The organism is Mesorhizobium sp. USDA 4132 (genome assembly GCF_056279545.1).
The window spans coordinates 1,691,018-1,708,332 of the sequence record NZ_JBWCCP010000001.1 but is presented as its reverse complement, the minus strand read 5'-3'; the positions used below and the strand labels follow the sequence as shown (position 1 = coordinate 1,708,332).

Here is a 17,315-nt window from a genome sequence, read left to right as displayed (position 1 = left end):
TTCAATCCTGTCTGTTCGCTATGGAGTTCCCCTACCCTGCCTTAGAAGACAGAGCAGAGAACCTCGCCACCAACGTTCTGTTCGCGAGCCTGGTGATCGGCCATCACGCCCTTCGGAGTCGAAAGGATGGTGATGCCGAGGCCGTTCGCGACCTGCGGAATGGACTTTACCGAGACATAGACCCGGCGGCCCGGCTTGGACACGCGGCCGATCTCACGGATCACCGACGCGCCTTCGTAGTACTTGAGTTCGATTTCGATCTCGGCCTTGCCGTTACCGAAGTCGATTTCCGAATAACCGCGGATATAGCCTTCAGCCTGCAGGACGTCGAGAACGCGTGCACGCAGCTTGGAAGCAGGCGTGGAAACGGTCGACTTGCGGCGGGCTGCGCCGTTGCGGATACGGGTGAGCATATCGCCCAAGGGATCAGTCATGGTCATCTAACGATCTCCTTACCAGCTCGACTTGACGATGCCCGGCACCTTGCCGAGATTGCCGAGCTCACGAAGCGCGATACGCGACATCCTGAGCTTGCGATAGAAAGCGCGCGGGCGACCGGTGACTTCGCAACGGTTGCGGATACGCGTCTTCGAGCCATCGCGCGGCAGAGAAGCGAGCTTCAAAGTTGCCTTGAACCGTTCTTCGATCGAAAGTTCCTGGTTCATGATGGTTGCCTTCAGGGTCGCACGCTTGGCGGCCTGGTTGGCAACTGTCTTGCGGCGGCGCTTGTTCTTTTCAACTGCGCTGGTTTTCGCCATATGGGAGTTCCTTCTAAACGCTCGTCGTTACGGTTACTGGCGGAACGGGAAGTTGAACTCTTTCAAGAGAGCCCGTGCTTCGTCGTCCTTGGTAGCCGTCGTGCAAACGATGATGTCCATGCCCCACATCTGATCAACCTTGTCGTAGTTGATCTCTGGGAACACAATGTGTTCCTTGATGCCCATGGCGAAGTTGCCACGGCCGTCAAAGCTTTTCGGGTTCAGGCCGCGAAAGTCGCGAACGCGCGGGAGCGCGATGTTGATCAGACGGTCCAGGAATTCGTACATGCGGGCGCCGCGAAGCGTGACCTTGGCACCGATCGGCATGAATTCGCGAACCTTGAAGCCCGCGATGGAATTCCGTGCCTTGGTGATCACCGGCTTCTGGCCAGCGATGGCAGCCAGGTCGGCAGCAGCCACGGAAGGCTTCTTCGAGTCAGCCGTCGCTTCGCCAACACCCATGTTGATGACGATCTTGTCCAGCTTGGGGATCATCATGTCGTTTGCGAAGGAGAACTGCTCCTTCAGCGCGGCGCGGATGCGGGAATTGTATTCCGCCTTGAGCCGCGGCTCATACTTTGCCTCAGCCATCGATCACATCTCCCGTACGCTTGGCTACACGCACCTTCTTGCCGTCGACGACGGAGAAGCCAACGCGGGTCGGCTTGCCGTCTTTCGCGGCGATCGCGATGTTCGACAGGTGAATGGACGCTTCCTTGTTGATGATGCCGGCTTCCTGCGTCTGAGACTGACGCTGGTGGCGCTTCACCATGTTGATGCCACGCACGACGGCGCGGTCTTCCTTCGGCATAACCTGAAGGACTTCGCCGGTACGGCCCTTGTCCTTGCCGGCGAGTACGACGACGCTGTCGCCCTTCTTGATCTTGTTCATCGCATGAGCTCCTTACAGTACTTCCGGAGCCAGCGAGATGATCTTCATGTGGTTCTTGGCGCGAAGTTCGCGCGGAACCGGTCCGAAGATACGGGTGCCGATCGGCTCTTTCTTGTTGTCGATGAGGACCGCTGCGTTGTTGTCGAAGCGGATGACGCTGCCGTCCGGACGACGGATGTCCTTGGCGGTACGCACAACAACCGCCTTCATCACGTCACCCTTCTTGACGCGGCCGCGCGGGATGGCTTCCTTGATCGAAACGACAATGATGTCGCCGATGGAAGCGTACTTGCGCTTGGAGCCGCCCAGCACCTTGATGCACATGACACGACGTGCGCCGGAATTATCCGCCACGTCGAGGTTTGTTTGCATCTGAATCATGTCAGGTCGCCTTTTTCTAATGACCGGAACGACCGGGCGTCAAAGACGCCCCGTTTCGGCTTATGGACAGAATCTCATTGTGCGCGGGTGGGTCTTGCCAAGGTGGTTTCCTTAAAAGGACCTTCCCTGCGCTCAAAGCAAAAGAACGCTCGTTTCCGAGCGTCCTGCGCCAGTGGGGTGCTTCTTACAGGATTCTACGCCGGGCGCAAGGCCCAGACGCAGGTCCGAAGCAAATTAAGCCTGGGCGGAAACGACCGTCCAGGTCTTGTCCTTGGAGATCGGTGCGCATTCCTCGATGGAAACGACATCACCTACCTTGTACTGGTTGTTCTCGTCATGCGCCTTGTACTTCTTGGAACGGCGGACCGTCTTCTGAAGCAGCGGATGCGCGAAGCGGCGCTCGACCCGGACAACAACGGTCTTCTCGTTCTTGTCGGAAACTACGACGCCCTGCAGAATGCGTTTCGGCATATTATTTTTCCTTAGGCCTTGGCTTCTGCCGCCTTCTGGCGGGCAATGGTTTTCACGCGGGCGATGTCCTTGCGAACTTCGGTGATGCGCGAGGACTTCTCGAGCTGGCCGGTGGCCTTCTGGAAGCGCAGGTTGAACTGCTCCTTCTTCAGGTCGGCGAGCTTGTCCTTGAGCTGGTCGGCCGTGAGGCCGCGAACGTCTTCGGCTTTCATGTGCCTTGCTCCTTACTCTGCGATGCGCTGTACGAAGCGCGTCTTGACCGAGAGCTTGGCAGCACCGAGACGAAGCGCCTCGCGGGCGAGCTCCTCGGAAACACCGTCGATCTCGAACATCATGCGGCCGGGCTTGACCTTGCAGGCCCAGTATTCGACGCCGCCCTTACCCTTACCCATGCGGACTTCGGTCGGCTTTGCGGTGACCGGAACGTCCGGGAACACGCGGATCCAGACACGGCCGGCGCGCTTCATCGCGCGGGTGATCGCGCGGCGGGCCGCTTCGATCTCGCGGGCGTTGACGCGGTTGGGTTCCTGGGACTTCAGACCAAATTCACCGAAGGCCAGGTCGAAGCCGCCCTTGGCCACACCCTTGATGCGACCCTTGAACTGCTTGCGGTACTTGGTACGCTTTGGCTGCAACATTTTCTTACTTCTCCGAGCTTATCTTTCGCCAGCGTTGATCAAGCGTTTTCGCGGCGGCGATCACCACGGTCACCACGATCGCCGCGTTCGCGGCTTGCGGGACCCTGTGCATCGCCTTCCATGGCGCGACGTTCAGAAGCCATCGGATCGTGCTCAAGGATTTCGCCCTTGAAGATCCAGACCTTGATGCCGCAGATACCGAATGCGGTTTCGGCTTCAGCCGTACCGTAGTCGATGTCTGCACGCAGCGTATGAAGCGGAACGCGACCTTCGCGGTACCATTCGGTACGGGCGATTTCTGCACCACCGAGACGGCCGGCGCAGGTGATCTTGATGCCTTCGGCGCCGAGACGCATGGCCGACTGAACGGCACGCTTCATCGCACGGCGGAAGGCCACGCGACGCTCGAGCTGCTGGGCGATCGACTGGGCGACGAGCGTCGAGTCGATTTCCGGCTTGCGCACTTCAACGATGTTGAGATGCGTTTCCGAATTGGTCATCGTCGCGATCTTCTTGCGAAGCTTCTCGATGTCAGCGCCCTTCTTGCCGATGATCAGGCCCGGGCGAGCCGAGTGGATCGTGACGCGGCACTTCTTGTGCGGACGCTCGATGACCACCTTGGCGATACCGGCCTGCTTCAGTTCCGACATCAGGTAGGCGCGGATCTTCAGGTCCTCATGGAGGAGCTGACCGTATTCCGCGTTGTCGGCGAACCAACGGCTGTCCCAGGTGCGGTTAATGCCGAGGCGGAAACCGATCGGATTAATTTTCTGGCCCATTATGCAGCCTCCCCTTTTTCCTCGACTTCGCGAACGACGATCGTCAGATGCGAGAAAGGCTTCTCGATCCGCGATGCACGGCCGCGGCCACGAGCGTGGAAGCGCTTCATCACGATCGACTTGCCTACATAGGCTTCCGAAACGATCAACGCGTCGACGTCGAGGTCATGGTTGTTTTCGGCATTGGCGATTGCAGACTCGAGGGTCTTCTTCACGGTGCCGGCGATGCGCTTGCGCGAGAATTCGAGTTCTGCAAGCGCGCGTTCCACCTTCTTGCCGCGGATCATGGCGGCAACGAGGTTCAGCTTCTGGGGGCTGACGCGGAGCGTACGCGCAACTGCCTGCGCCTCGTTATCCTTCAGCCGGCGTTCGGTCTTAGCCTTCGCCATGATTACTTCCTCTTCGCCTTCTTGTCCGCGCCGTGACCGTAATAGGTACGGGTGGGAGCGAATTCACCGAACTTGTGTCCGACCATGTCTTCGTTGACGCTGACCGGAATGTGCTTGCTGCCGTTGTAGACGCCAAACGTCAAACCAACGAACTGCGGCAGGATGGTGGACCGACGGGTCCACATCTTGATTACTTCACTCCGTCCGCCTTCGCGCACCTTCTCAGCCTTCTTGAGAAGATAGCCGTCAACAAACGGACCTTTCCATACTGAACGAGCCATTAGTGACTTCCTCTCTTACTTCTTGCGCTGGTGGCGCGAACGCATGATGAACTTGTCCGTGGACTTGTTCGAACGTGTGCGCTTGCCCTTGGTCGGCTTGCCCCAGGGGCTGACCGGATGACGGCCACCCGAGGTGCGGCCTTCACCACCGCCGTGCGGATGGTCGACCGGGTTCATGACGACGCCGCGGTTATGCGGACGCTTGCCGCGCCAGACGGTACGACCGGCCTTGCCGTCGTTGATGTTGCCGTGATCCGGGTTGGATACAGCACCGATCGAAGCCAGGCAGGAGCCCGGTACGAGGCGCTGTTCGCCGGAGTTCAGGCGCAGGATCGCCATACCGGCATCGCGGCCGACGAGCTGAACGTAGGTGCCGGCGGAACGAGCCATCTGGCCACCCTTGCCCGGCTTCATCTCGACGTTGTGAACGATCGAGCCGACCGGGATGTACTGCAGCGGCATGGTGTTGCCGGGCTTTACGTCGACGGCCTTTTCGGACGCGATCACCTTGTCGCCGGCAGCAAGACGCTGCGGAGCCAGGATGTAGGCCTGCTCACCGTCGGTATAGGTGACGAGAGCGATGAAGGCCGTGCGGTTCGGGTCGTATTCCAGACGCTCGACCATGCCTTCGACGTCGAACTTGCGACGCTTGAAGTCGACCAGGCGATAGGTACGCTTGTGACCGCCGCCGATGAAGCGGGCGGTGATGCGGCCGTAGTTGTTGCGACCGCCGCTCTTGGAGAGACCCTCGGTGAGCTTCTTGACGGGCTTACCCTTCCAGAGGCCGGACCGGTCGACGATGACCAGCTGACGCTGGCTCGGGGTCGTCGGGTTGTAGCTTTTCAATGCCATTATCTTATACCTCAGAGACCGGTGGAGACGTCGATCGTCTGACCTTCGGCCAGGGTGACGACAGCCTTCTTGACGTCCTTCTGCTTGCCGATGAAGCCGCGGAACCGCTTCACCTTGCCCTTACGGACAAGCGTGTTGACGGCCGTGACCTTCACACCGAAAAGCGCCTCTACGGCAGCCTTGATTTCCGGCTTGGAAGCAGTCTTGGCAACGTTGAAGACGACCTGGTTCTGTTCGGATACCAGCGTCGACTTTTCGGTGATCGAGGGAGATACGATCACATCATAGTGGCGGATGTCGGTCACTTGAAACGCTCCTCTAGAGCTTCCACCGCGGCCTTGGAAAGCACCAGCTTGCCGCGACGCAGGATGTCGTAAACATTGATGCCCTGAACCGGCAGAACATCGACGTTCGGGATGTTCTGGGCTGCGAGCTTGAAGTTGCTGTCGAGCTCAACACCGCCGATGAACAACACGTTGGTGAGGCCGAGCGAAGCGAACGAACCGGCAAGCGCCTTGGTCTTTGCTTCGGCGGCAACCAGGTTGTCGACGATGATGATGTCTTCAGCCTTCATCTTTGCAGAGAGGGCGTGACGGAGAGCCAGCGCACGAACCTTCTTCGGAAGGTCATGCTCGTGGCTGCGAACGACCGGGCCGTGAGCCTTGCCGCCGCCGCGGAACTGCGGAGCGCGAGCCGAATGGTGACGAGCGCGGCCCGTACCCTTCTGCTTGTACATCTTGGCACCGGTGCGGGAGACTTCAGCACGACCCTTGGTCTTGTGCGTGCCCTGCTGCTTCTTGGCGAGCTGCCAACGAACCATACGGGCCAGAATGTCTTCGCGGGGATCGAGGCCGAAAATCTCGTCCGACAGGGCTACCTTGCCGGCGTCTTTTCCCTCGAGGGTCTTGACGTTAAATTCCATGTGCTTGGCTCCCTTACTTCGCGGCCGACTTGACGGCATCGCGAACGACGATCCAAGCGCCCTTGGAGCCGGGAACGGCACCCTTGACGAGGATCAGGCCACGGTTCTCGTCGGTGGAAACGACTTCGAGGTTCTGGGTGGTGATACGCGTCTGGCCCATGTGACCAGCCATGCGCTTGCCCTTCCAGACCTTGCCCGGATCCTGGTTGTTACCAGTCGAACCATGCGAACGGTGCGAAACGGACACACCGTGCGTGGCGCGGAGACCACCGAAGTTATGGCGCTTCATGGCGCCGGCGAAACCCTTACCGATCGAGGTACCGGTGACGTCCACCAGCTGACCCGCCGTGAAGTGACCTGCCGTCAGCTCGGTGCCGACGTCGATCAGATTGTCTTCGGAAACGCGAAACTCGACGAGCTTCGCCTTCGGCTCGACTTCGGCAACGGCGAAATGGCCGCGCAGCGCCTTGGTCGTGTTCTTTACCTTGGCAGTACCGGCACCCAGCTGAACGGCAGTGTAGCCATTCTTGTCTACGGTGCGCTGAGCCACGACCTGGCAGTTTTCCAACCGCAATACGGTTACAGGGACATGCTCGCCTGCGTCGTTGTAGACGCGCGTCATTCCCACCTTCTGTGCAATTACACCTGAACGCATCGGTTCAATCCTTCTCACTCAGCCCGAGACAGAAGTCTCAGAGCTTGATCTCAACATCGACACCAGCGGCGAGGTCGAGCTTCATCAGCGCGTCCACCGTCTGTGGTGTCGGGTCAACGATATCGAGAAGGCGCTTATGCGTGCGCATCTCGAACTGCTCGCGGCTCTTCTTGTCGATGTGGGGGGACCTGTTAACCGTAAACTTCTCGATGCGGGTCGGAAGCGGAACGGGGCCCCGGACGCTTGCGCCGGTGCGCTTCGCCGTCGACACGATCTCGCGCGTCGACGCGTCGAGAATGCGGTGATCGAACGCCTTCAGGCGAATGCGGATATTTTGGCCGTTCATTCGACGTTATCCTTGTTGTCTGTTTATCCACGTGCCAACCCAATAGGGCACGGGTTGTTCTCTTACCTTAAGGCGGACCACCGGTTTCAAAGATCGAAGGGGACACCGAAATACGGCGTCCCTTTCCAGTCTTCGGGCCTTCGGCCCACCTTGTCTGTTCATTGCCTGCCTCGAACCCGAAGCAGAGGGCAAATCACGCTCGCGCGCCATTTGCTACATTTTTGTGTCATACGCAAGCGGCCAAGGCCGCCTGCGTTAAAACTTACTCGACGATCGAAGCGACGATGCCGGCGCCTACGGTGCGGCCGCCTTCGCGGATTGCGAAGCGCAGCTTTTCTTCCATCGCGATCGGGTTGATCAGCGTCACCTTAACGGTCACGTTGTCGCCAGGCATGACCATTTCCGTGCCTTCCGGAAGTTCGACGATGCCCGTCACGTCCGTCGTGCGGAAGTAGAACTGCGGACGGTAGTTGGTGAAGAACGGCGTATGACGACCGCCTTCTTCCTTCGTCAGGATGTAGGCTTCAGCCATGAACACCGTGTGCGGCTTGACCGAACCCGGCTTGCACAGGATCTGGCCACGCTCGACGCCGTCACGCTGGACGCCACGGATCAGCGCGCCGATGTTGTCGCCGGCCTGGCCCTGGTCGAGCAGCTTGCGGAACATTTCAACGCCGGTCACCGTCGTCTTGGTGGTGGCGCGGATGCCGACGATCTCGACTTCTTCGCCAACCTTGACGATACCACGCTCGACGCGGCCGGTGACGACCGTACCGCGGCCCGAGATCGAGAACACGTCTTCGATCGGCAGCAGGAACGGCAGGTTGATCGGACGCTCAGGCGTCGGGATGTAGGCGTCGACAGCGGCCATCAGCTCGCGGATCGAATCTTCGCCGATCTTCTTGTCCGAATCTTCAAGAGCGGCCAGTGCCGAACCCTTGATGATCGGAATGTCGTCGCCCGGGAAGTCGTAGGACGACAGAAGTTCGCGCACTTCCAGCTCAACGAGCTCGAGAAGCTCGGCGTCGTCGACCTGGTCGACCTTGTTCAAGAACACCACGATTGCCGGAACGCCAACCTGACGGGCGAGCAGGATGTGCTCGCGGGTCTGCGGCATCGGGCCGTCGGCAGCCGAGCAAACCAGGATCGCGCCGTCCATTTGCGCCGCACCAGTGATCATGTTCTTCACATAGTCGGCGTGGCCGGGGCAGTCGACGTGCGCATAGTGGCGGGCCGGCGTCTCATATTCGACGTGCGCCGTCGAAATGGTGATGCCGCGTGCCTTTTCTTCAGGAGCCGCGTCGATCTGGTCATAGGCCTTGTACTCGCCGAAGTACTTCGTGATCGCGGCCGTCAGCGACGTCTTGCCATGGTCAACGTGACCGATCGTGCCAATGTTGACGTGCGGCTTGTTGCGCTCAAACTTGCTCTTTGCCATTTCCGGCTTCTCCGTTCTTATCCCCGTCAGGGGTTATTCTCTAATTTGATTGGGCGGGGTTACCCCGGTCACTTCTGACCGGAGTACTTGGCCTGGATTTCGTTTGCGACGTTGGTCGGAACCGGTGCGTAGTGATCGAAGGTCATCGAATACTGCGCGCGGCCCTGAGACATGGAGCGCAGGTTGTCGACGTACTTGAACATGTTCGCGAGCGGCACATGGGCGTTGATCACGACGGCGATGCCGCGCGATTCCTGGCCCTGGATCTGGCCACGACGGGAGTTCAGGTCGCCGATAACGTCACCGACGTAATCTTCCGGAGTGACGACTTCGACCTTCATCATCGGCTCGAGGAGCTGAGCACCGGCCTTCTTGGCTGCTTCACGGAAGCAGGCGCGAGACGCGATTTCGAATGCCAGAACCGAGGAGTCGACGTCATGGTAGGCACCGTCGATGAGCGTCGCCTTGACGCCCAGCATCGGGAAGCCAGCCAGCGGACCGGAAGACAGAACGCTTTCGATGCCCTTCTGGACGCCCGGGATGTATTCCTTCGGAACAGAACCGCCGACGATCTTGGACTCGAACTTGAAGTCGTCGCCGTCCGGGTTCGGTTCGAAGACGATCTTGACGCGCGCGAACTGGCCGGTACCACCGGACTGCTTCTTGTGCGTGTAATCTTCTTCGTGCTTGCGCGTGATGGTTTCGCGGTAAGCAACCTGCGGAGCACCGACGGTGGCTTCGACCTTGAACTCGCGACGCATGCGGTCGACGAGGATGTCGAGGTGAAGTTCGCCCATGCCGGCGATGATCGTCTGGCCGGACTCTTCGTCGGTCTTGACGCGGAAGGACGGGTCTTCGGCAGCCAGGCGGTTGAGCGCGAGGCCCATCTTTTCCTGGTCGCCCTTGGACTTCGGCTCGATGGCGATCTGGATGACCGGCTCGGGGAATTCCATGCGCTCGAGGATGACCGGCTTCAGCGGATCGCAGAGCGTGTCGCCCGTGGTGGTTTCCTTGAGGCCTGCGAGAGCGACGATGTCGCCGGCGAAGGCTTCTTCGATGTCTTCACGGGAGTTCGAGTGCATCTGCAGCATGCGGCCGACGCGCTCGCGCTTTTCCTTGACCGTGTTCAACAGAGCAGCGCCCTTTTCGAGCTTGCCCGAATAGATACGGCAGAAGGTCAGCGAACCGACGAAGGGGTCGTTCATGATCTTGAACGCCAGCATCGAAAGCGGCTCGGTGTCATCGGGATGACGTTCGATTTCGGCTTCGGTCTTGACGTCGATGCCCTTGATGGCCGGAATGTCTGCCGGCGACGGCAGGAATTCGACGACGGCGTCGAGGAGAGGCTGAACGCCCTTGTTCTTGAAGGCAGAGCCGCAGAACATCGGGAAGAACTTGACGTCGATTGTGCCGCGACGGATGAGCGCACGGATCTTATCGTTGTCCGGCATGACGCCGTTCAGATAGTTTTCCATGGCTTCTTCGTCGATGTCGACAACCGTCTCGATCATCTTTTCGCGGAATTCTTCGGCACGAGCCTTCAGGTCTTCCGGGATTTCGACGACGTCCCACTGGGCGCCGAGCGATTCATCGCGCCAGACGAGAGCGTTCATCTCGATCAGGTCGACGATGCCCTTGAATTCGGTTTCAGCACCGATCGGCAACTGGCAGACAACCGCAGTCGCGCCGAGGCGCGTCTTGATCATCTCGACCGAGCGATAGAAATCGGCGCCGGTCTTGTCCATCTTGTTGCAGAAGATCAGGCGCGGAACCTTGTACTTGTCGGCCTGACGCCAGACGGTTTCCGTCTGCGGCTCAACACCGGCGTTGGCGTCGAGGAGGGCGACAGCACCGTCGAGCACGCGCAGCGAACGTTCGACTTCGATGGTGAAGTCGACGTGGCCGGGGGTGTCGATGATGTTGAAGCGGCGCATCTTGCCGTCACGGCCCTTCCAGAAGGTCGTGGTCGCAGCGGAGGTGATCGTGATGCCACGCTCCTGCTCCTGCTCCATCCAGTCCATCGTGGCTGCGCCGTCGTGAACTTCACCGATCTTGTGCGACTTGCCGGTGTAATAAAGGATACGCTCGGTGGTCGTGGTCTTGCCGGCGTCGATATGCGCCATGATACCGAAATTGCGGTAGTCTTCGATTTTATATTCGCGAGCCATAGGACTGCCTTTCGAAATTCGATCGAGTGAAGATTACCAACGGTAATGCGAGAATGCGCGGTTGGCGTCGGCCATCTTGTGCGTGTCTTCACGCTTCTTGACGGCGCTGCCACGATTGTTTGCGGCATCCATGAGTTCACCGGAAAGGCGATCGACCATCGTCGTTTCGTTGCGCTTGCGGGCAGCAGCGATCACCCAACGGATCGCGAGAGCCTGACGGCGCTCGGGACGAACGTCGACCGGAACCTGGTAGGTCGCACCACCAACGCGGCGCGAACGAACTTCGACATGCGGCGCGACATTGTCGAGCGCCGAATGGAAGATACCCAGCGGGTCGGCCTTAGCCTTGCCCTGCACGACGTCGAACGCGCCGTAAACGATGTTTTCAGCTACGGACTTCTTGCCGTGGAGCATGATCGCATTCATGAACTTCGTGACGACCAGATCGCCGAACTTCGGGTCCGGATTGATCTCACGCTTCTCTGCACTATGGCGTCGGGACATACTTCTCGTCTCTCAATTGTTACGGGCGCTTTACCACGCGGAGAACCTCGCGCAGCGCCGGATAATCAGAATTCCGAATTACTTCGGACGCTTCGCACCGTACTTGGAACGGCGCTGCTTGCGGTTCTTGACGCCCTGGGTGTCGAGAACGCCGCGGATGATGTGGTAGCGAACGCCCGGCAAGTCCTTGACGCGGCCGCCGCGGATCATCACGACAGAGTGTTCCTGCAGATTGTGGCCTTCACCCGGGATGTAGCCGATGACTTCGAAGCCGTTGGTCAGGCGAATCTTGGCAACCTTACGCAGAGCCGAGTTCGGCTTCTTCGGGGTCGTCGTGTAAACGCGGGTGCAAACGCCGCGCTTCTGGGGGTTTTCCTGCAGAGCAGGAACCTTGTTACGCTTTACGTTCGCCTGGCGAGGCTTGCGGATCAGCTGGTTTACGGTAGGCATTCAACCATCCCTTACGTTTTTCTCAGTACCCTTTCGGGCCGATCTGATGCCGTTTCCGGCGGCGGCACACACATTTCCTCATGCGCAAAACGTGGCCCGATCCGCTTTTCGCGGATGGACCACAGAAAGCAGAGGACGCATTCCTCATGCGTCGTGCGTGCAGCATTCGTGTCTTCAACGTGCGTATGGAACCGTGTCTGAGGCGTACTCCGGAACGAGTCGTTCCGAACGGGCAAGCCTCACATCGCTTCCGATGCGGGGCGTTTACTGTTTTCCCCCCTGCCCGTCAAGACCGAATCCTAAATTATTGCCCCAAACCCTTGGTTTCGGGGCCAAATGGAGGGTTTCGAGACAAGTTTCGTGAAATATGACATGCCCTCGCGGATAATGTTTGGGAATCATCGCCGATCGCACTAAAGAGTGCGGGAACCTTCCGTTCCGCCTCGTCTTCGGACGATACCAGGGATTCGCTTGCGGAGATGACCATGATCGCCACACCCGACAATGACAACAACCTCGACGGGCCGATGGTCTTCATCATCATCGGCAAGGGCTACGAAAAGAAGGGCGCCGAGGGCATCGAGCTGCATATCATGCTGCGCGCGCCGGACGACGATTCCGCCGTCCGCGAAGCGCTCAACGCGCTCTCCGAAGAAGGCTTCATCGAGGCCGACCTCGACCAGATCGGCATCCTGACCGACGAACCGACCGAGGAGCCGCATGCCTCCGCCTACCAGGGCGCCCTCGAAGGCGAAGTGGCGATCATCCGGTTCGAGTAGCCCCGATCTCCAAAGAGGCCTGGCTGCCCTCGCCTCCTCCGGCTGGCGGAAGTTGTCTTTCCTTACCCTCACCAGTGGCGACACGTCCACGTTTCGCCAGAGCATGCACCAAGTCGCCGGACAGTTCCGGCGGCTTTTTTGATGCCCTGTCCCTTGGCCCGAAACGAAAAAACCGCCCGGATCGCTCCGGGCGGTTTTGATTTCCAATTGGCCGTTACCGATCACTCCGCGGGCGTGTTCTCGGTGTTCAGGTCCTGAAGCATCGGGGTGGCGGACGAAGCGCCCGAACCCTTCTTGCGTTCTTCCAGGATGAGTTCGTCGCGCGATGTGGCGATACGGCGGATCTGGGTCATGGTGCCGCCCGTACCGGCCGGGATGAGACGACCGACGATGACGTTTTCCTTGAGGCCCTGCAGCGTGTCGGTCTTGCCGGCGATCGCAGCTTCCGTCAGCACCTTGGTCGTTTCCTGGAAGGAAGCGGCTGAGATGAAGGACGGGGTCTGCAGCGACGCCTTGGTGATGCCGAGCAGAACCGGTTCGCCGTAAGCGGGCTTCTTGCCTTCTTCGGCGAGACGCTCGTTGACTTCGTCCAGCTCGATCCGGTCGACATTGTCACCGACGATGTACTGGCTGTCGCCGGCATCGGTGATCTCGACCTTCTGCAGCATCTGACGGACAATCACCTCGATATGCTTGTCGTTGATGACAACGCCCTGCAGACGATAGACTTCCTGGATTTCGTTGACGAGGTAGGAAGCGAGTGCTTCCACGCCCTTGATCGCCAGGATGTCGTGCGGCGCCGGATTGCCGTCGAGGATGTAGTCGCCCTTTTCGATGTAGTCGCCTTCCTGAAGATGGAAGGGCTTGCCCTTCGGGATCAGGTATTCGACCGGCTCGACACCGTCTTCCGCCGGCTCGATCATGACGCGACGCTTGTTCTTGTAGTCGCGGCCGAGGCGGATCGTACCATCGATCTCAGCGATGATGGCGTGATCCTTCGGACGACGGGCTTCGAAGAGCTCGGCAACACGCGGCAGACCACCGGTGATGTCCTTGGTCTTGGCGCTTTCCAGCGGAACGCGGGCGAGAACGTCGCCCTGGCTGACCTTCTGACCCGGCTCGACCGACAGGATGGCGTCGACCGACAGGTTGAAGCGGGCTTCGCCACCGCGGGCCAGTTTCATGATTGTGCCCGAAGCGTCCTTGATGACGATCGCCGGCTTCAGGTCGATGCCGCGCGGCGTCGAACGCCAGTCGATGACCTGACGCTTGGTGATGCCGGTGGATTCGTCGGTCGATTCCGAAACCGAGATCGAGTCGACCACGTCTTCGAACTGAACCGTACCTTCGACTTCCGTCATCATCGGGCGTGTGTAGGGATCCCACTCTGCCAGACGCTGACCGCGACGAACCTTGTCGCCATCATCCACGAACAGCTTCGAACCGTAGGCGACGCGCTGCGAGGAACGCTCGACGCCGCGCTCGTCAAGGATGGTGACCGCCATGTTGCGGCCCATCGCGACGAGAACGCCTTCGGAGTTCCGCAGCATGTTGCGGTTCTTGATCTGGATCGTGCCTTCGTACGACGCTTCCAGGAACGACTGGTCGACCACGTTTGCCGTACCACCCAAGTGGAAGGTACGCATGGTGAGCTGGGTTCCCGGCTCGCCGATCGACTGAGCCGCGATGACGCCGACGGCTTCGCCCATGTTGACCGGAGTACCACGGGCCAGATCTCGGCCGTAGCAGACCGAGCAGACACCCGTCTGAACTTCGCAGGTCAGTGCAGAACGGATGCGGATCGACTGGATACCAGCCTTTTCGATCTCGATGACATCCGGCTCGAGGATCATCTTGCCGGCATCGACGATACGCGCACCCGTGACCGGATGATCGATGTCGTCGAGTGCGGTACGGCCAAGAACACGAGCGCCGATGGAAGCCACGACCTGACCGGCGTCAACGATCGCCGTCATGGTGAGGCCGCTCTCGGTGCCGCAATCGACCAGGTTGACGATGCAGTCCTGCGCCACGTCGACGAGACGACGGGTCAGGTAACCGGAGTTCGCGGTCTTCAAGGCGGTGTCTGCGAGACCCTTACGGGCACCGTGGGTCGAGTTGAAGTACTCGTTAACGGTCAGGCCTTCCTTGAAGTTCGAGATGATCGGCGTTTCGATGATCTCACCCGACGGCTTGGCCATCAGGCCGCGCATGCCGCCCAGCTGGCGCATCTGGTTCGGAGAACCACGGGCACCCGAGTGGGACATCATGTAGATGGCGTTCATCTGCTTCTGGCGACCGGTTTTCGGATCGAACTCGACAGCCTTAATGCGAGCCATCATGTCTTCCGCAACCTTTTCGGTAGCCTTGCCCCAGGCGTCGACGACCTTGTTGTACTTCTCGCCCTGAGTGATCAGGCCGTCGTTGTACTGCTGCTCGTATTCCTTCACCAGGGTTTCGGTATCACCGACGATCTTCGCCTTGGTTTCCGGGATGATCATGTCGTCCTTGCCGAAGGAGATACCGGCCTTGCAGGCGTGCGTGAAGCCGAGCTGCATGATGCGGTCGCAGAAGATCACCGTGTCCTTCTGACCGCAGTGACGGTAGACCGTGTCGATCATCTTGGAGATGTTCTTCTTGGTCATTTCCTGGTTGCAGGTCTCGAACGGCACGTTGACGTTCTTCGGCAGAAGTTCGCCGATGATCATGCGGCCGGGGGTCGTTTCATAGATCTTCGAGACCAGCTTGCCGTCGGCATCCAGGGTCTTGAAGCGACCGCGGATCTTGGCATGCAGGGTAACGACCTTGTTTTCCAGAGCGTGGTGCAGTTCGCCCATGTCGGAGAAGGCCATGCCTTCGCCCGGCTCGTTCTGGTTCATGATCGCCAGATAGTAGAGGCCGAGAACCATGTCCTGCGACGGAACGATGATCGGTGCGCCGTTTGCAGGGTGCAGGATGTTGTTCGTCGACATCATCAGCACGCGGGCTTCGAGCTGGGCTTCGAGCGACAGCGGCACGTGAACGGCCATCTGGTCACCGTCGAAGTCGGCGTTGAAGGCCGTGCAGACGAGCGGATGCAGCTGGATCGCCTTGCCTTCGACCAGGATCGGTTCGAAGGCCTGGATGCCCAGGCGGTGCAGCGTCGGCGCACGGTTCAGGAGAACCGGATGCTCGCGGATGACCTCGTCGAGGATATCCCAGACTTCCGGCTTTTCCTTTTCAACCAGCTTCTTGGCCTGCTTGACGGTCGAGGAGTAACCCTTGGCGTCGAGGCGAGCGTAGATGAACGGCTTGAACAGTTCGAGCGCCATCTTCTTCGGCAGGCCGCACTGGTGCAGCTTCAGTTCCGGACCGGTCACGATGACAGAACGGCCGGAATAGTCGACGCGCTTGCCGAGAAGGTTCTGGCGGAAGCGGCCCTGCTTGCCCTTGAGCATATCGGACAGCGACTTCAGCGGACGCTTGTTGGCGCCGGTGATGACGCGGCCACGACGGCCGTTGTCGAACAGCGCGTCCACAGATTCCTGCAGCATGCGCTTTTCGTTGCGGATGATGATGCCCGGAGCGCGCAGTTCGATCAGGCGCTTCAGACGGTTGTTACGGTTGATGACGCGACGATAGAGATCATTGAGGTCCGAGGTCGCAAAGCGGCCGCCATCGAGCGGAACCAGCGGGCGCAGGTCCGGCGGGATGACCGGGACGACCTTCATGATCATCCATTCCGGACGGTTGCCCGATTCCATGAAGTTCTCGACGATCTTCAGGCGCTTCATCAGCTTCTTCTGCTTCAGGTCCGACGTGGTGTCGGCAAGTTCCGAACGCAGGTCGCCAGCGATCTTTTCGAGATTCATCGAGGCCAGCATCTCGTAGATGGCCTCGGCGCCGATCATCGCCGTGAACTGATCTTCGCCGAACTCGTCGACGGCGATCATGTATTCTTCTTCGGAAAGAAGCTGGTTTTCCTTGAGCGAGGTGAGGCCCGGCTCAGTGACGATGTAGTTCTCAAAATAGAGAACGCGCTCGACATCCTTCAGCGTCATGTCGAGAAGGGTCGAGATGCGCGACGGAAGCGACTTCAGGAACCAGATATGGGCGACGGGAGCGGCGAGCTCGATATGGCCCATGCGCTCACGGCGAACGCGCGACAGCGTGACTTCGACGCCGCACTTTTCGCAGATGATGCCCTTGTACTTCATGCGCTTGTACTTGCCGCACAGGCACTCATAGTCCTTGATCGGCCCGAAGATGCGCGCGCAGAAAAGGCCGTCGCGTTCCGGCTTGAAGGTACGGTAGTTGATGGTCTCCGGCTTTTTGATCTCGCCGTAGGACCAGGAGAGAATCTTCTCCGGAGACGCGATCGAGATACGGATCGAATCGAAGTGCTGTGCAGGCACCTGCGGATTGAAAAGATTCATGACCTCTTGGTTCATGCCTATCTCCTTTAGGGGCGGAAGCCCTCGGCTGGCGATCGAAACGGTCCGAATTCCCGGGAGGGACCGCCCGATGCTCTAAAACAGTATTAGCCGCGAAATGCGGCAAAAATCCCCTGTCCTTCCGGCGGATACCGGAGGTGGGAGTGGCGCGCGCCCATTCCTGGCGCGCGCCGGCTTGT

At 59.7% G+C, this 17,315-nt stretch carries 22 protein-coding genes; 1 reads left to right on the top strand and 21 read right to left on the bottom strand.

Going from position 1 to position 17,315, the window contains the following annotated elements; genetic code table 11:
- Window positions 1-41: 41 nt before the first annotated feature.
- From rpsH to rpsL, 20 genes are all read right to left on the bottom strand, one after another.
- Window positions 42-440 carry a 30S ribosomal protein S8 gene (gene rpsH / locus ACZ9IU_RS08910; RefSeq protein ID WP_038542158.1) on the bottom strand — a complete coding sequence of 133 codons (399 nt, stop codon included), beginning with the start codon at window positions 438-440 and terminating at the stop codon, window positions 42-44.
- A 12-nt stretch (window positions 441-452) separates the two neighbouring features.
- Complete coding sequence (rpsN, locus tag ACZ9IU_RS08905) at window positions 453-758, bottom strand: 30S ribosomal protein S14 (protein ID WP_007770129.1); 306 nt, start codon at window positions 756-758, stop codon at window positions 453-455.
- Window positions 759-791: 33 nt separating this feature from the next.
- Window positions 792-1,349: a 50S ribosomal protein L5 gene (gene rplE / locus ACZ9IU_RS08900; RefSeq protein WP_038542155.1), complete on the bottom strand. Its 558-nt coding sequence runs from the start codon at window positions 1,347-1,349 to the stop codon at window positions 792-794.
- Complete coding sequence (rplX, locus tag ACZ9IU_RS08895; RefSeq protein WP_038542152.1) at window positions 1,342-1,650, bottom strand: 50S ribosomal protein L24; 309 nt, start codon at window positions 1,648-1,650, stop codon at window positions 1,342-1,344. The genes rplE and rplX overlap by 8 nt, the downstream gene beginning before the upstream one ends.
- A gap of 12 nt (window positions 1,651-1,662) precedes the next feature.
- Window positions 1,663-2,031, bottom strand: coding sequence for a 50S ribosomal protein L14 (gene rplN / locus ACZ9IU_RS08890; protein WP_007770138.1), 369 nt, complete (start codon window positions 2,029-2,031; stop codon window positions 1,663-1,665).
- Window positions 2,032-2,265: 234 nt separating this feature from the next.
- Window positions 2,266-2,502, bottom strand: a complete 237-nt coding sequence (rpsQ, locus tag ACZ9IU_RS08885; protein WP_037084728.1) for a 30S ribosomal protein S17 — start codon at window positions 2,500-2,502, stop codon at window positions 2,266-2,268.
- Between the two features lie 11 nt (window positions 2,503-2,513).
- Window positions 2,514-2,714 carry a 50S ribosomal protein L29 gene (gene rpmC, locus ACZ9IU_RS08880; protein ID WP_007770142.1) on the bottom strand — a complete coding sequence of 67 codons (201 nt, stop codon included), beginning with the start codon at window positions 2,712-2,714 and terminating at the stop codon, window positions 2,514-2,516.
- A gap of 12 nt (window positions 2,715-2,726) precedes the next feature.
- Entirely contained in the window at window positions 2,727-3,140 is a 414-nt protein-coding gene (gene rplP, locus ACZ9IU_RS08875; protein WP_007770145.1) for a 50S ribosomal protein L16, read from the bottom strand.
- A gap of 38 nt (window positions 3,141-3,178) precedes the next feature.
- The gene (rpsC, locus tag ACZ9IU_RS08870; RefSeq protein ID WP_007770147.1) at window positions 3,179-3,919 is read right to left on the bottom strand and encodes a 30S ribosomal protein S3; all 741 of its coding nucleotides are present in this window, start codon (window positions 3,917-3,919) and stop codon (window positions 3,179-3,181) included.
- On the bottom strand, window positions 3,919-4,308 hold the full coding sequence (gene rplV / locus ACZ9IU_RS08865; RefSeq protein ID WP_007770149.1) for a 50S ribosomal protein L22: 390 nt from the start codon (window positions 4,306-4,308) through the stop codon (window positions 3,919-3,921). The genes rpsC and rplV overlap by 1 nt, the downstream gene beginning before the upstream one ends.
- Window positions 4,309-4,310: 2 nt before the next feature.
- Window positions 4,311-4,589, bottom strand: a complete 279-nt coding sequence (gene rpsS, locus ACZ9IU_RS08860; protein WP_007770151.1) for a 30S ribosomal protein S19 — start codon at window positions 4,587-4,589, stop codon at window positions 4,311-4,313.
- A gap of 15 nt (window positions 4,590-4,604) precedes the next feature.
- On the bottom strand, window positions 4,605-5,441 hold the full coding sequence (gene rplB, locus ACZ9IU_RS08855; protein ID WP_038542145.1) for a 50S ribosomal protein L2: 837 nt from the start codon (window positions 5,439-5,441) through the stop codon (window positions 4,605-4,607).
- A gap of 11 nt (window positions 5,442-5,452) precedes the next feature.
- Window positions 5,453-5,746 carry a 50S ribosomal protein L23 gene (locus tag ACZ9IU_RS08850; RefSeq protein WP_007761057.1) on the bottom strand — a complete coding sequence of 98 codons (294 nt, stop codon included), beginning with the start codon at window positions 5,744-5,746 and terminating at the stop codon, window positions 5,453-5,455.
- A complete protein-coding gene (rplD, locus tag ACZ9IU_RS08845) occupies window positions 5,743-6,363 on the bottom strand; it encodes a 50S ribosomal protein L4 (RefSeq protein ID WP_037084733.1) in 621 nt (206 codons plus the stop codon). The genes ACZ9IU_RS08850 and rplD overlap by 4 nt, the downstream gene beginning before the upstream one ends.
- Before the next feature lie 13 nt (window positions 6,364-6,376).
- Entirely contained in the window at window positions 6,377-7,018 is a 642-nt protein-coding gene (rplC, locus tag ACZ9IU_RS08840) for a 50S ribosomal protein L3 (RefSeq protein ID WP_037084734.1), read from the bottom strand.
- Between the two features lie 37 nt (window positions 7,019-7,055).
- Entirely contained in the window at window positions 7,056-7,364 is a 309-nt protein-coding gene (rpsJ, locus tag ACZ9IU_RS08835) for a 30S ribosomal protein S10 (protein WP_003547547.1), read from the bottom strand.
- Window positions 7,365-7,626: 262 nt separating this feature from the next.
- On the bottom strand, window positions 7,627-8,802 hold the full coding sequence (gene tuf, locus ACZ9IU_RS08830; protein ID WP_038542137.1) for an elongation factor Tu: 1,176 nt from the start codon (window positions 8,800-8,802) through the stop codon (window positions 7,627-7,629).
- Window positions 8,803-8,870: 68 nt separating this feature from the next.
- On the bottom strand, window positions 8,871-10,970 hold the full coding sequence (gene fusA, locus ACZ9IU_RS08825; protein WP_038542134.1) for an elongation factor G: 2,100 nt from the start codon (window positions 10,968-10,970) through the stop codon (window positions 8,871-8,873).
- A 33-nt stretch (window positions 10,971-11,003) separates the two neighbouring features.
- Window positions 11,004-11,474 carry a 30S ribosomal protein S7 gene (gene rpsG, locus ACZ9IU_RS08820; protein WP_007755828.1) on the bottom strand — a complete coding sequence of 157 codons (471 nt, stop codon included), beginning with the start codon at window positions 11,472-11,474 and terminating at the stop codon, window positions 11,004-11,006.
- Window positions 11,475-11,552: 78 nt separating this feature from the next.
- Complete coding sequence (gene rpsL / locus ACZ9IU_RS08815; protein WP_003547537.1) at window positions 11,553-11,924, bottom strand: 30S ribosomal protein S12; 372 nt, start codon at window positions 11,922-11,924, stop codon at window positions 11,553-11,555.
- Between the two features lie 485 nt (window positions 11,925-12,409).
- Here rpsL and ACZ9IU_RS08810 point away from each other — a divergent pair, with 485 nt between their 5' ends.
- The gene (locus ACZ9IU_RS08810) at window positions 12,410-12,703 is read left to right on the top strand and encodes a hypothetical protein (RefSeq protein ID WP_038549049.1); all 294 of its coding nucleotides are present in this window, start codon (window positions 12,410-12,412) and stop codon (window positions 12,701-12,703) included.
- Between the two features lie 221 nt (window positions 12,704-12,924).
- On the opposite strand, the gene rpoC is transcribed toward ACZ9IU_RS08810, so the two are convergent.
- On the bottom strand, window positions 12,925-17,133 hold the full coding sequence (rpoC, locus tag ACZ9IU_RS08805; protein ID WP_038542129.1) for a DNA-directed RNA polymerase subunit beta': 4,209 nt from the start codon (window positions 17,131-17,133) through the stop codon (window positions 12,925-12,927).
- Between the last annotated feature and the right edge of the window lie 182 nt (window positions 17,134-17,315).

Excerpts from the sequence above, each read along its gene's own strand:
- rpsH (WP_038542158.1), bottom strand. The coding sequence starts at position 440 with ATGACCATGACTGATCCCTTGGGCGATATGCTCACCCGTATCCGCAAC.
- rpsN (WP_007770129.1), bottom strand. The coding sequence starts at position 758 with ATGGCGAAAACCAGCGCAGTTGAAAAGAACAAGCGCCGCCGCAAGACA.
- rplE (WP_038542155.1), bottom strand. The coding sequence starts at position 1,349 with ATGGCTGAGGCAAAGTATGAGCCGCGGCTCAAGGCGGAATACAATTCC.
- rplX (WP_038542152.1), bottom strand. The coding sequence starts at position 1,650 with ATGAACAAGATCAAGAAGGGCGACAGCGTCGTCGTACTCGCCGGCAAG.
- rplN (WP_007770138.1), bottom strand. The coding sequence starts at position 2,031 with ATGATTCAGATGCAAACAAACCTCGACGTGGCGGATAATTCCGGCGCA.
- rpsQ (WP_037084728.1), bottom strand. The coding sequence starts at position 2,502 with ATGCCGAAACGCATTCTGCAGGGCGTCGTAGTTTCCGACAAGAACGAG.
- rpmC (WP_007770142.1), bottom strand. The coding sequence starts at position 2,714 with ATGAAAGCCGAAGACGTTCGCGGCCTCACGGCCGACCAGCTCAAGGAC.
- rplP (WP_007770145.1), bottom strand. The coding sequence starts at position 3,140 with ATGTTGCAGCCAAAGCGTACCAAGTACCGCAAGCAGTTCAAGGGTCGC.
- rpsC (WP_007770147.1), bottom strand. The coding sequence starts at position 3,919 with ATGGGCCAGAAAATTAATCCGATCGGTTTCCGCCTCGGCATTAACCGC.
- rplV (WP_007770149.1), bottom strand. The coding sequence starts at position 4,308 with ATGGCGAAGGCTAAGACCGAACGCCGGCTGAAGGATAACGAGGCGCAG.
- rpsS (WP_007770151.1), bottom strand. The coding sequence starts at position 4,589 with ATGGCTCGTTCAGTATGGAAAGGTCCGTTTGTTGACGGCTATCTTCTC.
- rplB (WP_038542145.1), bottom strand. The coding sequence starts at position 5,441 with ATGGCATTGAAAAGCTACAACCCGACGACCCCGAGCCAGCGTCAGCTG.
- rplD (WP_037084733.1), bottom strand. The coding sequence starts at position 6,363 with ATGGAATTTAACGTCAAGACCCTCGAGGGAAAAGACGCCGGCAAGGTA.
- rplC (WP_037084734.1), bottom strand. The coding sequence starts at position 7,018 with ATGCGTTCAGGTGTAATTGCACAGAAGGTGGGAATGACGCGCGTCTAC.
- rpsJ (WP_003547547.1), bottom strand. The coding sequence starts at position 7,364 with ATGAACGGCCAAAATATCCGCATTCGCCTGAAGGCGTTCGATCACCGC.
- tuf (WP_038542137.1), bottom strand. The coding sequence starts at position 8,802 with ATGGCAAAGAGCAAGTTTGAGCGCAACAAGCCGCACGTCAACATTGGC.
- fusA (WP_038542134.1), bottom strand. The coding sequence starts at position 10,970 with ATGGCTCGCGAATATAAAATCGAAGACTACCGCAATTTCGGTATCATG.
- rpsG (WP_007755828.1), bottom strand. The coding sequence starts at position 11,474 with ATGTCCCGACGCCATAGTGCAGAGAAGCGTGAGATCAATCCGGACCCG.
- rpsL (WP_003547537.1), bottom strand. The coding sequence starts at position 11,924 with ATGCCTACCGTAAACCAGCTGATCCGCAAGCCTCGCCAGGCGAACGTA.
- ACZ9IU_RS08810 (WP_038549049.1), top strand. The coding sequence starts at position 12,410 with ATGATCGCCACACCCGACAATGACAACAACCTCGACGGGCCGATGGTC.
- rpoC (WP_038542129.1), bottom strand. The coding sequence starts at position 17,133 with ATGAACCAAGAGGTCATGAATCTTTTCAATCCGCAGGTGCCTGCACAG.